The organism is Oscillibacter sp. MSJ-31, assembly GCF_018918025.1.
Lineage (GTDB): Bacteria > Bacillota > Clostridia > Oscillospirales > Oscillospiraceae > Hominicoprocola.
This window is the reverse complement of the sequence record NZ_JAHLPT010000032.1, coordinates 1-14,006: the sequence shown is the minus strand read 5'-3', so window position 1 is coordinate 14,006 and position 14,006 is coordinate 1. Positions and strand designations below refer to the sequence as shown.

At 55.8% G+C, this 14,006-nt stretch carries 13 protein-coding genes; 8 read left to right on the top strand and 5 right to left on the bottom strand.

Annotated features, from left to right (window positions below; all coding sequences use genetic code 11):
• Nucleotides 1-101 precede the first annotated feature (101 nt).
• Nucleotides 102-1,451, bottom strand: a complete 1,350-nt coding sequence (mobL, locus tag KQI17_RS12580; RefSeq protein ID WP_216496553.1) for a relaxase MobL — start codon at nucleotides 1,449-1,451, stop codon at nucleotides 102-104.
• A 541-nt stretch (nucleotides 1,452-1,992) separates the two neighbouring features.
• Between mobL and KQI17_RS12575 the strand changes: the two genes are divergently transcribed.
• The 3 genes from KQI17_RS12575 to KQI17_RS12565 are packed head-to-tail and all read left to right on the top strand — an operon-like array spanning nucleotide 1,993 to nucleotide 6,058.
• Nucleotides 1,993-2,478 carry an NAD(P)H-dependent oxidoreductase subunit E gene (locus tag KQI17_RS12575; RefSeq protein WP_022019126.1) on the top strand — a complete coding sequence of 162 codons (486 nt, stop codon included), beginning with the start codon at nucleotides 1,993-1,995 and terminating at the stop codon, nucleotides 2,476-2,478.
• Nucleotides 2,471-4,354 carry an NADH-quinone oxidoreductase subunit NuoF gene (locus KQI17_RS12570; protein WP_216496552.1) on the top strand — a complete coding sequence of 628 codons (1,884 nt, stop codon included), beginning with the start codon at nucleotides 2,471-2,473 and terminating at the stop codon, nucleotides 4,352-4,354. Before KQI17_RS12575 ends, KQI17_RS12570 begins: the two co-directional genes overlap by 8 nt.
• Nucleotides 4,355-4,357: 3 nt before the next feature.
• Complete coding sequence (locus KQI17_RS12565; protein WP_216496551.1) at nucleotides 4,358-6,058, top strand: [FeFe] hydrogenase, group A; 1,701 nt, start codon at nucleotides 4,358-4,360, stop codon at nucleotides 6,056-6,058.
• A 67-nt stretch (nucleotides 6,059-6,125) separates the two neighbouring features.
• On the opposite strand, the gene KQI17_RS12560 is transcribed toward KQI17_RS12565, so the two are convergent.
• Nucleotides 6,126-6,473, bottom strand: a complete 348-nt coding sequence (locus KQI17_RS12560) for a hypothetical protein (RefSeq protein WP_216496550.1) — start codon at nucleotides 6,471-6,473, stop codon at nucleotides 6,126-6,128.
• Between the two features lie 16 nt (nucleotides 6,474-6,489).
• Here KQI17_RS12560 and KQI17_RS12555 point away from each other — a divergent pair, with 16 nt between their 5' ends.
• Together KQI17_RS12555 and KQI17_RS13925 are read left to right on the top strand one after the other, a co-directional pair.
• Nucleotides 6,490-6,633, top strand: coding sequence for a hypothetical protein (locus tag KQI17_RS12555; RefSeq protein ID WP_216496556.1), 144 nt, complete (start codon nucleotides 6,490-6,492; stop codon nucleotides 6,631-6,633).
• A 26-nt stretch (nucleotides 6,634-6,659) separates the two neighbouring features.
• A complete protein-coding gene (locus tag KQI17_RS13925) occupies nucleotides 6,660-6,908 on the top strand; it encodes an IS3 family transposase (RefSeq protein WP_371821999.1) in 249 nt (82 codons plus the stop codon).
• A 218-nt stretch (nucleotides 6,909-7,126) separates the two neighbouring features.
• Here KQI17_RS13925 and KQI17_RS13710 read toward each other — a convergent pair whose 3' ends face one another.
• The 3 genes from KQI17_RS13710 to KQI17_RS12535 form a co-directional block, all read right to left on the bottom strand.
• On the bottom strand, nucleotides 7,127-7,657 hold the full coding sequence (locus KQI17_RS13710; protein WP_253285832.1) for a hypothetical protein: 531 nt from the start codon (nucleotides 7,655-7,657) through the stop codon (nucleotides 7,127-7,129).
• Between the two features lie 180 nt (nucleotides 7,658-7,837).
• Entirely contained in the window at nucleotides 7,838-8,770 is a 933-nt protein-coding gene (locus tag KQI17_RS12540; protein WP_216496548.1) for a Tfp pilus assembly protein FimT/FimU, read from the bottom strand.
• Between the two features lie 85 nt (nucleotides 8,771-8,855).
• On the bottom strand, nucleotides 8,856-10,058 hold the full coding sequence (locus tag KQI17_RS12535) for an FprA family A-type flavoprotein (protein WP_216496547.1): 1,203 nt from the start codon (nucleotides 10,056-10,058) through the stop codon (nucleotides 8,856-8,858).
• A gap of 413 nt (nucleotides 10,059-10,471) precedes the next feature.
• Here KQI17_RS12535 and KQI17_RS12530 point away from each other — a divergent pair, with 413 nt between their 5' ends.
• From KQI17_RS12530 to KQI17_RS12520, 3 genes are all read left to right on the top strand, one after another.
• Nucleotides 10,472-11,293: an ABC transporter substrate-binding protein gene (locus KQI17_RS12530; RefSeq protein WP_216496546.1), complete on the top strand. Its 822-nt coding sequence runs from the start codon at nucleotides 10,472-10,474 to the stop codon at nucleotides 11,291-11,293.
• Nucleotides 11,294-11,393: 100 nt separating this feature from the next.
• Nucleotides 11,394-13,448 (top strand): ATP-binding protein, encoded by a 2,055-nt coding sequence (locus KQI17_RS12525; protein ID WP_253285831.1) that lies wholly within the window; start codon nucleotides 11,394-11,396, stop codon nucleotides 13,446-13,448.
• Nucleotides 13,449-13,631: 183 nt separating this feature from the next.
• A complete protein-coding gene (locus tag KQI17_RS12520; RefSeq protein WP_022018026.1) occupies nucleotides 13,632-13,841 on the top strand; it encodes a hypothetical protein in 210 nt (69 codons plus the stop codon).
• Nucleotides 13,842-14,006: the final 165 nt, after the last annotated feature.

The following is a 14,006-nucleotide window of genomic DNA, read 5'->3' as shown; positions in this document are numbered from 1 at the left end:
CAGCTCAGCCACTTTATCGAGCAGTTTCGCCTGCGCTATGGCGCCTCACCGCTTCAATACCGCAAGCGGTATGGTGCGGGGTGACAGGGACGTCTGCTGAATCAACGGAACTGCATCGTGTATCCCTGCGGTTCGAATTCATAATTGTCCGGCTTGTGGCCGAGGGCGATGCGCTTACGCTGAAGCTCCTGTAACCGCTTGCGGTCGATTTGGATGCCGGTGGCAGCGGGAGCCGGGGCGTTGTCCCGAAAAATATTGCCCATGTGGTAGAGTAGCCGGGTAGCAGACAGCAGAATGTTGGGCGGTGGCAAGTCCTCCTGCCGTTCCATGCGTTCCATGAAGAACTCCGCATAGGCGTGGCCGTTATCCCGCGCCGCCGCGAACCATTCGTAGGCGGCATCCATGTCCTTGGGAACGCCCTCGCCCATGAGGGTCAGCTTTCCCAAGAGGTACTGTGCGTAGGCGTTTCCATTGTTCGCGGCCTGCCGCAGGTATTCCGCCGCAGTCGAAGTGTCTTTTGATACATTTTTGCCGCTGAGATATTCCTTGCCCAACCGGTAGGCGGCGTGATCGTTGCCGTTGTCAGCAGAGCGTTTCAGCCAGTAGATCCCCTTGGCAGGATCGTGAAGGTCGGCATCATCGGAGAGATACAGCTTGCCGAGGGCGTACTGTGCCGCGTCCAAGTCTTGCTCGGCTGCGCGTTCCAACAGCTTTTGTGCTTTGGTTGTGTCCGGTATCAGCAGTCCGCCGTCACGGTACGCCGTGCCGATGATGTACTGGGCGTAGGCGTCACCGTCCTCCGCAAGCTGCTCCAACTGCTCCGCCGCCTCGTCACGCTCTGCCAACGGAAAGCTCTCATCGTTCGCCACGCTTTGCAGATCCTGACATTCATAGCTCATGGCGTAGGTGCTGATCTGTTCGCCGTCATCCTGCATTTCCTCGTCCTCGAAGGAAAATCTGTTCATGCGAAGATGCTCCGCCTCTTTGATGACGGCGTTCTTGATCTGGCGAAATTCCTTTTGCTGAGACAGCGGTGGACGTATTCTCTTTTTATCTTCGGAGTAGTAATCCTCCACCTGACATTGCAACTCCCACCACGTCTGGTAGCACGCATCCACGGTGGGCAGCCGCGCCATTTGGTCGACGATCTCGTCCACCAACTTTTTCATCGGCTTCGGCAGATAGCCGTAGGTTTTCTTGCCGCCGACCTGACCGAGTTGCCGCGACAGATCCCGGATCATCTGCTCCGCCTCCGGGTGGATGCAGGTCATTTCCCGCATCGCCTTCGCCAATTCCAGCATGGCTTTCCGCGCTTCCGCCACCAGCTCGTCTCGCGACTTGCTTTTCTGTTCGTAGACGTGCAGCAGCTCCTGACGGAAGATCTGATTGGTGAGCGTGGACTTGATTTGGCGGATGCACAAACCGGCAAACGATCCGATTTTTACATTCATTGAGAAAAAACGCGGTGAGGGAAAGAGCGGTAAACTCGCTATGGTGGCAGGCCTGAATAAGTTCCTCCGGATCTATTATGGCAAGGTCACAGAACTCTACCGCAGCTCGTCGGCAATAGAATGAGCTGAGATCTCCAATACTTTATTTGAGGCGGCCAAGCGATCCGCTTTGCCGCCTCTGCTTTGCTATGCTCTTTTTCTGCCTATAACTTTTCTTTGAATTAGGACTTGACTTTTTAGCAGGTTTACAGCGGTGCAAAATATGCATGGGCTGTGTTGCCTTTTGCATTAGCTGGATCAATAAGGCTTCATTGAATATCAGTGCTGCTCTAAGTCATCTGGCTTCTGGCCCAGGGTAACACGTTTGTACTGAGGCTTCCTTACCCATGGAGCGTAGCTTATCTAATACAAAAATGCCTATTAAAAAATATTAAGTAGGTTAATACATAGAAATTATCAATCGCTGTTTTTGTAGCAATATGTTGAAAACATTAAAAAATTTACGGTATAATTATTATCAGGATTAGATAGGAGGGCAACCATGAAACCTGACACAGAAAAGGTCCTGAGCATCCTTGCCGCGCATGAGAACAATGCGGCGAATCTTATTGCTATCTTGCAGGATGTGCAGGCGGAGTACAACTATTTGAGCGAAGCAAACCTGACGCTCATCGCTGATACGCTGGATATCAGCGTATCCCGCGTCTACAGCGTAGCGACGTTTTACGAGAACTTTTCGCTCGAAGCCAAGGGAAAGCACATCATCAAGGTCTGCGCCGGCACAGCCTGCCATGTGCGCAAATCCGGCCCGATCTACGATGCGGTGTATGAGTATCTGGGTCTTTCCGGCAAGAAAAAGACCTCGGACGACGGGCTGTTCACGCTGGAGACCGTGGCGTGCCTCGGCGCGTGCGGCCTTGCGCCGGTCATGACGATCGACGGCGAGGTACACGCGAAGATGGATCCCGAAACAGCGCTTGCGCTGCTTGAGGACATTCGTGCAAGGGAGGGCGCTGCAAATGGCTGAACTGACGAGAGAACGGCTCGGCGCTCTGCGCGTACAGGCCAAGGAGCTGCTCGCGGCGGACCGGCGCGAGGTCCTTGTCTGTGCGGGCACGGGCTGCATTGCGGGCGGCTCGCTGAAGATCTACGACTACCTGAAGTCCGAGTGCGAAAAGCGCGGGCTGAAAACGCGCGTTGCGCTGCGCCACGAGGGCGGAGACGACGCCATCCACTTCAAAAAGAGCGGCTGCCACGGCTTCTGCGAAATGGGGCCGCTGCTTCAGATCGAGCCAGAGGGCTTCCTTTACACGCACGTCAGGCTTGAGGACTGCGACGAGATCATTGAAAAGACCATCCTCGGCGGTGAGGCGGTCGAGCGCCTGCTCTATGAGCTCAATGGCGTGCGGTACGCCAAGCACAATGAGATCCCCTTTTACGCCAAGCAGCAGCGCGTGGTGCTGGAAAACTGCGGCACGACGGACGCCGAGGACATTGACGAATACCTTGCCCACGACGGCTACGCCGCCTTTGAAAAGGCGCTCTTTGAGATGTCCGACGAGGACATCTGCCGTGAGATCCTCGATTCCGGCCTGCGCGGCCGCGGCGGCGCGGGCTTTCCCGCGGGCAGAAAGTGGGACAGCGTCCGCCGCCAGCCCAAGGGCAAGAAGTATGTGGTCTGCAACGGCGACGAGGGCGACCCCGGCGCGTTCATGGACCGCTCCATCATGGAGGGCAACCCCCATTCGGTCATCGAGGGCATGATGATCGCCGCGCTCGCCGCCGGCAGCGACGAGGGCTACATCTACGTCCGCGCGGAGTATCCGCTGGCAGTCGAGCGCCTGCGCATCGCCATCGCCCGGGATGAGGAGCTGGGCCTGCTCGGGGACAACATTCTGGGCACGGACTTTTCCTTCCATCTGCACATCAACCGCGGCGCGGGCGCCTTTGTCTGCGGCGAGGGCAGCGCGCTGACCGCTTCCATCGAGGGCAAGCGCGGTATGCCGCGCGTCAAGCCGCCGCGCACGGTCGAGCAGGGTCTGTGGGCGCGGCCCACGGTGCTCAACAATGTGGAGACCTACGCGAATGTTCCGCAGATCATCCTGCGCGGCAGCGCATGGTTCCACAGCATCGGCACGGAGAAAAGCCCCGGCACAAAGGCCTTCGCCCTGACGGGCAACGTGGTCAACACGGGATTGATCGAGGTGCCGATGGGCGCGACGCTGCGCGAGATCATCTTCGATATCGGCGGCGGCATCAAGGACGGCAAGAAATTCAAGGCGGTGCAGATCGGCGGCCCCGCGGGCGGCTGTCTGACCGAGGAGCACCTCGACCTGCCGCTGGACTTCGACTCGCTCAAGAAGGTCGGCGCCATCATCGGCTCGGGCGGCCTCGTCGTCATGGACGAGGGCACCTGCATGGTGGAAACGGCGCGCTTTTTCATGAGCTTCACGCAGAATGAAAGCTGCGGCAAGTGCGTCCCCTGCCGGGAGGGCACGAAGCGGATGCTCGAGATCCTCACGCGCATCGTGAACAACGAGGGAAGCCTTGAGGACCTTGATCTGCTCGAGGAACTTTCCCGCACCATCACCGAGACGGCGCTGTGCGGTCTCGGCCAGGCGGCGTGCAACCCTGTGGTGAGCACACTCAAATACTTCCGCAAGGAATACCTCGCACACGTTGTCGACCACCACTGCCCGATCTGCAACGGCCGTAAGCGCCGCCTTGTCATCAAGCCGGAGCTGTGCAAGGGCTGCGGCAAGTGCAAGCGCAACTGCCCGATGGAGGCCATTTCCGGCGAGATCCGTATGCCGCACACGATCGACAACGAAAAGTGCATCCACTGCGGTGCGTGCTGGGGTGCGTGCCCGTTCGGCGCGATCGACGCCATTGAGGAGGATTGAGCCATGGCAAAGGGAATGATGATCATTGACGGACAGCGCGTCAGCTACGACGGCGAAAAGAACGTGCTCTCCGTGATCCGCAAGGCCGGCATCGAAATGCCGACATTCTGCTATTACTCCGACCTTTCCGTTTACGGCGCGTGCCGTATGTGCGTGGTGGAGAATGAAGAGACCGGCAAGATCGACGCATCCTGCTCGATGGAGCCGCGCAACGGTATGCGCATCCGCACAAACAGCGCACGGCTTTTGAAGCACCGCCGCGTCATCCTCGAGCTGCTGCTCGCCTCGCATAACTGCAACTGCACGACCTGTGAGAAAAGCGGGCACTGCCATTTGCAGGAGCTTGCGCAGCAGTTCGGCGTGCGCCGTATCCGCTTTGAGGATACGCGCGAGCATTACGAGATCGACAACACCTCGCCCGCCGTGCTGCGCGATCCGAACAAGTGCATCCTCTGCGGCGACTGTGTGCGCGTGTGCGAGGAGATGCAGGGCATGGGCATCCTGAACTTTGCCTATCGCGGCAGCAGCGCGCAGGTCATGCCTGCGTTCGACCGCAAAATGGCGCAGACCAAGTGCGTGAGCTGCGGTCAATGCGCCGCCGTGTGTCCCACTGGTGCGATCACGGTGAAGAACCAGATCGGCGAGGCGTGGCGCGCCATCCACGATCCGAAAAAGCGCGTGGTCATCCAGATCGCGCCTGCGGTCCGCGTGGCCGTGGGCGAGGCCTTTGGCGTCCCCGCCGGTGAAAACGTGCTCGATAAGCTCGTCACGGCGCTCAAGCTCATGGGCGTGGACGAGGTCTACGACACGACCTTCGGCGCGGACTTCACGACCATCGCGGAGTCCGAGGAATTTCTGGAGCGGCTGAAAAACGGAGGCCCGTTCCCGATGTTCACCTCCTGCTGTCCTGCGTGGGTGAAGTATCTGGAAAACGAGAACCCCAAGTACCTCAAGAACATCTCCACCTGCAAGTCGCCGATGGAGATGGTAGGCGCGATCTTCCGCGACAAGTACGCGGAAAAGGACGCGCAGGACGGCCGCACGACCTATCACATCGCCATCATGCCCTGCACGGCGAAGAAGATGGAGGCCGCGCGCCCTGAATTCATCCACGACGGCCGCCCCGACGTCGATCTGGTGCTCACCACGCACGAGGTCATTGACATGATGCAGGAGACGGGCATCCAGCTCAATGAGCTGGAGCTGGAATCTCCCGACCTGCCGTTCGGCCTCGGCTCCGGCGCGGCGGTCATCTACGGCACAACCGGCGGCGTGGCCGAGGCGGTGGTGCGTCACTGTCTGCCGGATAAGAGCAAGAACGCCCTGCGCGAGATCAGCATTCTCGGCCTGCGCGGCGACGCGCCGATCAAGGAGACAACGGTCACCATCGGGGATACCGAGCTGAAGCTCGCGGTGGTCAACGGTCTTGCCAACGCAAGAAAGCTGCTCAAAAGAATTGACGAGGGCGAGGCGTTCTACCATCTTATCGAGGTCATGACCTGTCAGGGCGGCTGCGTCGGCGGCGCGGGACAGCCCCACGGGCTCAAGGCCACGAAGGAAAAGCGCGGCGACGGTCTGCACCAGTCCGACAACGCGGCAATGTTCAAACGTGCCGAGCGCAATCCCATCGTGGTGCGCATGATGGCCGAATACGGCGAGGAGCGCTGCCACGAGCTGCTGCACGTGAGCTACTGGGGAGAATAACACACAGTAAACGCACGCAGCGGAGCAAGCGATTCGAGCTCGCTCCGCTGCGTGTGCTGCAAAGCGGCTATGCTGTCGAAAATAGGAAGGCCCTTTGCGCAGGGGGCACCTTACCACCTGTGGCAACAGTGCTCTCCACGGCAGCCAACATACATACCATAACTCGGTGCAGGAAGCTATTGCTTTTGGAATGCTTCTTTGTCCATAGCAACGCAAAATATACACGCTTTGTGCCACCTTTTGCATTTACAGAATCAATGGAACTGCATCGTGTATCCCTGCGGCTCAAGTTCATGATCGTCCGGCTTGCGGCCGAGGCGATGCGTTTGCGTTGGAGCTCCTGCAGCCGCTTATGGTCGATTTGAATGCCGGTGGCAGCAGGGATAGGCGCGTTGTCCCGGAAGATGTTGCCCATGTGGTAGAGCAGCCGTGTGGTCGCCAGCATAACCGAGGGCGGGCGCACCAATCTGGAGATGGACTTCTTCGGCGGTGAGCCGCTGATGAACTGGGACGTGGTGAAGCAGTTGGTGGAGTATGCCCGCGGTGTGGAAAAGGAACGGGGCAAAAATTTCTGATTTACGCTGACCACCAACGGTAGGGGATTCCAGTACACCGGCAGAGTGTTCTGTCAGAAGTTGGTGCAGGCAGGAATGACTCAAAGTATGTCACGCGTGTTGCGCGTTGCATTGACAACGATCCCATGGAAGGCTTCTGGGATATCCTGAAGCGAGAACGTTATTACGGAAGACGCTTTACCAGCAAGCAAGATCCCATTCAGATGATTGAGCGTTATATCCGTTATTACCCCACCAGACGAGTACAACGCAATTTAGGGGTGATGACCCCTTAGAAAAGCACAGACTCTTTCTTGCCGCATAAAAAGCGGCCAGCAGTTTACTCTGCTGGTCGGGAAAATTTTATTTTTTCACTGTCCTCTTGACGGGTAGCGGTTTAGGAAGCCAGATCTACGGTTGCCCTTTTTGCTTTCTGTACGCATCTGGCGTGTGAATTGCGGGGGGCTTCTGCAGGTGAGGAAATTCTGCGGCAAATCCGCTTAATTCCCTGAAATTACGTGGAAGGAGTCCCTATCGAATCTTCCTCATCATAATCGTCATACTCGGAGCGGAATCTCTTATTCATCCGATTCTTCACGCAAGTATAGCCAGCACCGATATCATGCCAACCGCCAATCAGCAGACAAACAAACGCAGCAAATGCCAGACTTGCGCCAATAATCTTCATTACCATTCTTGCGGTCGTACTCATTATCATTTTCTCCTTTGATTCATTCAGTTTTGGATTATTATGGAAGCCGAGATGATTGTATGCGATTTTCAAATATTTACAATCACTTTTCTCAAAACAGATCCTTTTCAAACTCCATAGAGGTTTGGCAGATTGTCCAACGGTTGGAAAGAAGGCGACTTCTTTATTCTGCTTTGCCTGTCCTTTGTACTGTACCCAATGCTCACGCTCGGTAATGCGGTCCTTTCTGCCATGCAAGAATCCAATTTGATGGAGCTTTTCCCTGTGGCACATCCCCAGGACTTGGCTTTGAGGCATTTCATCGCTGCGTCTGTACCAGCGGTACTTGCACATGGCACGAGTGTGTTGATTGGAGCGCTCTGGCTTGACCGGCCTGACTTCACGTTGCTGCTACCGGCAAGATCACGGTCAAGATCAAGAAAGAGACATCTTTGAGCCCCTCGCGCGGATGCTTTTATGTGCTTTCGACGATATCGAACCGCGCAGTATAGAGGGAGCTGACTTTTTGCAGCCTTATTGGCCCGAGCTTCCACGAACCCCGTCGTATTTTGCGTTGTTCAGGGCTGTTTTGTATGCGTCGTAGGCGGCCTCCAGCGTGGAGTATTCCGCGTCTGAGTTCAAAAGATCCTTGTAGTCTGCCATTCGCTCCGAAACGGTGACATACTTTTGGTTATTTCTCCATCGCTGATGAGTCGTGGTTTCGGAAACATAGTACGTTCCATCACCGGTTTGAATGAGCACAGGGATCTGTTTTCCACCGCCGACCTTATTCGTGTCAAGAGAAGTCCATAAGAGAAAGCAGTTTTTTTTCTGCTCTGCATCATTTTTCTTTTTGAATCCCAAATATGCCCATGTGCAATCCGCCTGCTGCAGAAGGCTGTTGTCCAATTTGTCGATCTCCTGCTGAATTGCCGGAATAAAGTCCGACTCCGGGCAGCGAGAGTCAAACTCGAAAGACTGGTTGTTTTTGAGCGTGCCATCTGTCCAAAAAGCCGCCTTGTACAGCACATCAAAAAAATTCTCGCTGGTGTTAAATGGGTAGTCCGGCTTGGACGGTGCTGCACTCCCACTCCATGTGAGCACCACGCCGCAGCTCTCATTATAGGAAACCTCACAGCTTCCCCCCGGCGTGGCAGTGCCTATCCAGTTGTTTGTGTCGGGCTGCCCTCTGGAGTGAACGATGCCGCCGATGCTTACGGGATCTACCGACTGCCAGTCGGCCTCTCTTTGCTTCAAGTCAACTGTGACAGTAGCCGTGGTATCTCCCAACATGGCCTCTGCAGAAACCTGTGCATAGGCAGAGCGCACATTGGCAAGGTCTGTCGCCTCCCGGCTTTTTTCCAGTTGAGAGGCAAGCATTGGGATCGCAATGGCGACCAGTACGGCGATAATCGCAATTACGACCAATAACTCCATCAAGGTAAATCCCTTGTATTTTCGTTTCATAGAGCTCTTCGCCTTTCCACGATGCATCTTGCGGTATCCGGCGGCAGCAAGGTGGGATACCATACCGAATCAGCAGTTTGCGTCTTTATTCTGCACACAGCTCCGCGGACAGCGCTTCCATCTGCGCCTCGCTTGCGGGACTGAGCGCGCTGCGCAGCGACACCACGGCGTCGCACACGCGCAGGTCCTTCATTTCCTCGAGCCTCGCGCGCATCAGCCGCGCAGCAGCGGGCGCCCACGAGCCGTTTTCGATCAGGCCCACCGTGCGGCTGCGGAAGCCCTTGGCTTGCAGGTGGCTCAGAAATTCCTCCATGGGAGGGAACAGTCCGCCGTCATAGGTCGAGCAGGCCAGTACGAGCTTACCGCAGTAGAAGGCGTTCGCCACCGCGTAGGAGACTTCGGTCGCCGTCAGGTCGCAGAGCGTGACCCGCGCGCCTTTCGCCTCGAGCTTTTGCTTAAAAAGCTCCGCCGCGCGGGCGGTGTTGCCGTGAATGGAGGCGTGGGCGAGCAGAATATCATCCGGCGACTCGCTCTGCCAGCGCGACCACAGGTCGTAGAGCCGCAGGGCCTCGGCGAGCGCGCCGCCTGTCAGCACGGGACCGTGGAGCGGGCAGATCGTTTCGATCTCCAGCGCGGACGCCTTTTTCAGCAGCGCCTGCACCTGCGCGCCGTACTTGCCGACAATGTTGTAGTAGTAGCGTCGCGCCTGCGGTGCCCACGGCGCGTTGGCGGTGCGCCCCAGCGAGCCGAAGCGCCCGAAGGCGTCGGCGGAGAAGAGTATCTTCTCTGTTTCCTCGTAGGCGACCATCACCTCCGGCCAATGAACCATCGGGGCGAGCATAAAATGAAGCGTATGCGCGCCGAGGGGGAGCGTTTCACCCTCGCCGACCTCCAGCAAGCGGTCGTCTGTCGGTGCTTTCGCGCCGAAGAACTGGCGGAGCATTGTGAAGGTCTTGGTGTTGCCGACGAGCTTCATTTCCTGATATTTCTCCGCAAGGCGCAGGATGCTGCCGGAGTGATCCAGCTCCATGTGGGAGATAACGAGGTAGTCCGGTCTGCGCCCGTCCAGCTCGTGTGCGAGCTTGGCGAGCCATTCGTCCGCCGCGCGGGCGTCCACGCTGTCCATGACGGCGACCTTCTCATCCAGAATGAGGTAGGAGTTGTAGCTCACGCCCATCGGCTGGACAGGGTACTGGTTTTCAAAAAGGGGCAAGGTGAGGTCATCCGCCCCAACGTAGCGGACGTCCTTCGGTAATACCTGTGTTTCCTTTCGGGTTTCGTTGTTCATTTCACTCTCCTTTGCGGACATTTTTAGCCGAGATGTAATTTTCCCTCTGCACGCAGCGCAGCAGGTGGAAGGACGCAATATCCGCTGCCGTGGTGTTTTATAAATAAATAATTATCTGTGCCGCCATTATAACCGCTTTATCTATAAATTTCAACGCATTTTCGCAATGGTTCAAACACGCTTTGAAAAACGATTGACAGAATTCACGAATTTGATAAACTGTTCCCATCGGAAGGCAAAACCGAAACTGCAAAAATTTGTGGAGAAATTTTGCGGGGATGTCCGCCCGGACACTGCCGCGATGGCCGCAACGGCGTCGCGTAAATGGCATGCTGAATATTGCTATTTGCCGAAATCAATGTATAATAACCTATACAGATAATCGAGGAGCAGAAATTGAGGGAATCCTACTGATGAAACATTTCAAAACACTTGTTTTGCTTATTTTGACCGTTCTGCTTGTGGCCGGAGTACTCTGCGGCTGCGCGGCGCAGACAGGAGAGCAGCCGGGTATATCATCGCTGCCGCACATCACCATCGGCAGCGACACCTATCCGCCCTTTGTCTATCTGGACAACAACGGCGACCCCACCGGCATCGACGTGGAGATCGCAGTTGAGGCGTTCCGGCGGATGGGCTATCAGGCGGTGTTCACAACCATCGACTGGGAGCAGAAAAGGACGCTCGTGGACAATGGGGAGATCGACTGTATTTGGGGCTGTTTCTCCATGGATGGGCGTGAGCAGGATTACCAATGGGCCGGCCCCTACATGGTCAGCCGGCAGATCATCGCCGTCAATGCAAAAAGCGATATTTACGCCATGGATGACCTGAACGGCAAGACCATTGCCGTTCAGTCTACCGGTAAGCCGGAAGAGATCTTTTTGCAAAGCGGACAAGCGGATATTCCCCAATTTGAGGACATTATCAGTCTGGAGGATCGGGGCGTACAGTATGCGGCGCTGGACTGCGGCTATGTGGATGCCATTGCCGCCCACGAAACGGCCATTTTGCAGTATATGACGGATTACGGCGCGGACTTCCGCATTCTGGACGAGCCGCTGCTGATCACCGGAATCGGCGCAGCCTTTTCCGCCGATGATGACCGCGGTCTTGCACAGGAGCTGATGGACACCTTTGCACAGATGCGTCAGGACGGGACCATGCAGGAGATCGTCGGCAGGTATCTGGAGCATCCCGAAACCTATTTGGAGGTGGAATGCCTTGAACCGTAATCCTTTGCAGACCATTTTCAGCAAAAAATTCTGGCTCGTTTGTATTGCTGTGGGTATTTTCCTCCTCGGAATCGTTTTCGCGCTTTCCAGACAGGCGGATATGCAAAATTGCGAGCAGAGGCTGGCGGGAGCGATCGAGTTTATCAAGGAGCAGGCCGCTGACTATACGAAGTACAACGAAACCGCCATCGCGAAGGGCCTTGTGCGCGAGGCCGCCGCCGTCCACGCGCTGGAGTCTCTCTCCCTCGACTGCGATGAGGCGGCTCTGTCGGAGCGCGCCAAGGAGCTGTGGCTTACGGGCATCTGCCTGCTGGACGCGCAGGGCGAGCTGGTATGTGAGTACACGGAGGATGGCATCGGCTACGCACAGCTTCAGTCTGGCATCAAATTGGAACCGATCCTCAGTGTCATCGGCTACCCGCAGAAGACCTATGTCAAGCATGTGGAGCTGGACGAGGGTAGTTTTGCCGATGTCGCTGTGCACAGCTGCGCTGACGGCGCGGGTGCGGTGCTGGCCTACCGCTATACCGGGGCGGAGTTTTCCCAAAAGTCCGTTTTGTCCATCCAGCCTCTGATAGACAGCTATGGGGTCAACTCCACGGGGACTCTTCTGGTGGTGGAGGAGAACCGGGTATCGGCCTCCAACGACCCCACTCTGATTGGTATGAACATTTTCGAGAGTGAACGGCTCATGTCGATCCGGAGAAGCAACCGGGCAGATAAACTGATCCGCGTGTACGCTCCGAAGGGCATTGAGCAATGCTATGGAATGTACAGCCATGGGCGGAACTATTCCCTCTACGCCTATGTTCCCGCCCGTCAGGTCTATGACCTCACCGTGATGAATCTGGTGATCACGCTGGTCATGTATATCTTGATTCTGGCGTTTGTGCAGGGATTCCGCTGGAACTCCGCAAAGGATTTCTTTATGCAGCAGGAGAACTCCGAGCAAGAATACAAGAAGTCGCTCGAACAGAAAAACGCCGCACTCGAGCTTGCCGTTCAGCGTGAAACCAAGGCCAATCTCGCCAAGCGGGAGTTCCTGTTTAATATGTCTCACGACATCCGAACGCCCATGAATGCCATCATCGGTTTCACCGCTCTGGCGCAGACGCACATCGACGACCGTGACCAAGTAGAGGACTATCTGAAAAAGATATCCGTTTCCAGCCAGCATCTTCTGTCCCTTATCAACGATGTGTTGGATATGAGCCGCATTGAGAATGGAAAGGTTACGCTGGAGACAAAGCCGGTGCATCTGCCGGAATTGGTGGAGGATATTGGGGACGCCATACAGGTCGGCGCCGACAAAAAGCACATCTCCTTTACCGTCGATACTGCTGGCATGAAAAACGAGGATGTGATCGCCGACCCGCTGCGGCTTGAACAAATCCTGATCAATGTTTTGGCAAACGCCGTGAAGTTCACGCCGGACGGTGGGCAGATCAGCCTGCGGATTGTACAGAAAGATACGGCTCCGGCAGACTATGCCGATTTTGAATTCCACATCAAGGATAACGGCATTGGCATGAGCGAGGAGTTCCAAAAGCACATTTTTGAGCAGTTTGCCAGAGAGAGGACCTCCACCGTCAGCAAGATACAGGGTACGGGGCTCGGCCTGGCCATCACGAAAAGCTTGGTGGATATGATGGGCGGCAGGATCACAGTGGAGAGCGAACCGGGAAGGGGCTCGGAATTTACCGTTTCTCTGCGATTCCCCGTCGGCGAGGCAAAAGCGGGGCAGATGATACCCGTTTCAAAAGCTTCTGATTTTACTGGAAAGAAGCTTCTGGTAGTCGAGGATAACGAACTGAATCTGGAGATCGCATCGACGCTTCTTGAAGAAGCGGGCTTTGAGGTGGATACTGCGGGAAACGGAAAGATTGCCGTTGAAAAGGTCGAAGCGGCTTCTGCCGGCCGGTATGACCTGATCTTGATGGATGTCCAGATGCCGGAGATGGACGGTTATGAAGCAACTCGGCGGATTCGTGCGCTCCCGGATAAAAAGAAGGCGGCGATCCCCATTGTGGCCATGACCGCCAATGCATTTGAAGAGGATCAAAAGAATGCGTTGAATGCCGGAATGAACGGCCACATTGCTAAACCTCTGGATATTCAAAAGTTGTTTCAGGTATTGTCGGAGCTGCTGAAATAGGCCATGATCGTATGGCTGGCAAATTGAGCTGTGCGAGCATGAGCAAAAATATAGGGACAAACACGATTACGGAGGAAGACAATACACCCTGCTGCGTCAAAGAGCGCGGAAAAAGGGAGCGCAACCGCTATCCTGCTTGATAATCCAAATTTACAAATAAGACCGTTAAGGATGGGTGAACAAATGAAGATCATATATGAACTTTCGTGGCTATGGGAAACGCTGGGCATTGCACTTATGGCGGCGGTTGTTTGTGTGGTAGGTGCTATGCTGATATGCAGAGCAAAAAAGAAGAAGCTCAGCAAGAAGAGCACAGTAGTTATCGGGATTGCAGCCTTTATCATTGCCATCGTAGCAGTGATTGAGATTGCCCGGATTCCGATGCCGCTTTGACGAAATGGGAGGCTTTGATATGGGCAAAGAAAGATATTCAATTGTATGGTACAAAATAAGCATAGCACCCGAAGCGTATAGGAAGCCTCGGAAGCTATGCTTATTTTTGTTATAATGGGAGGGCAATGGATGGACGGTTTCTTTGGTGAGCCAAGCGCTCGAGCT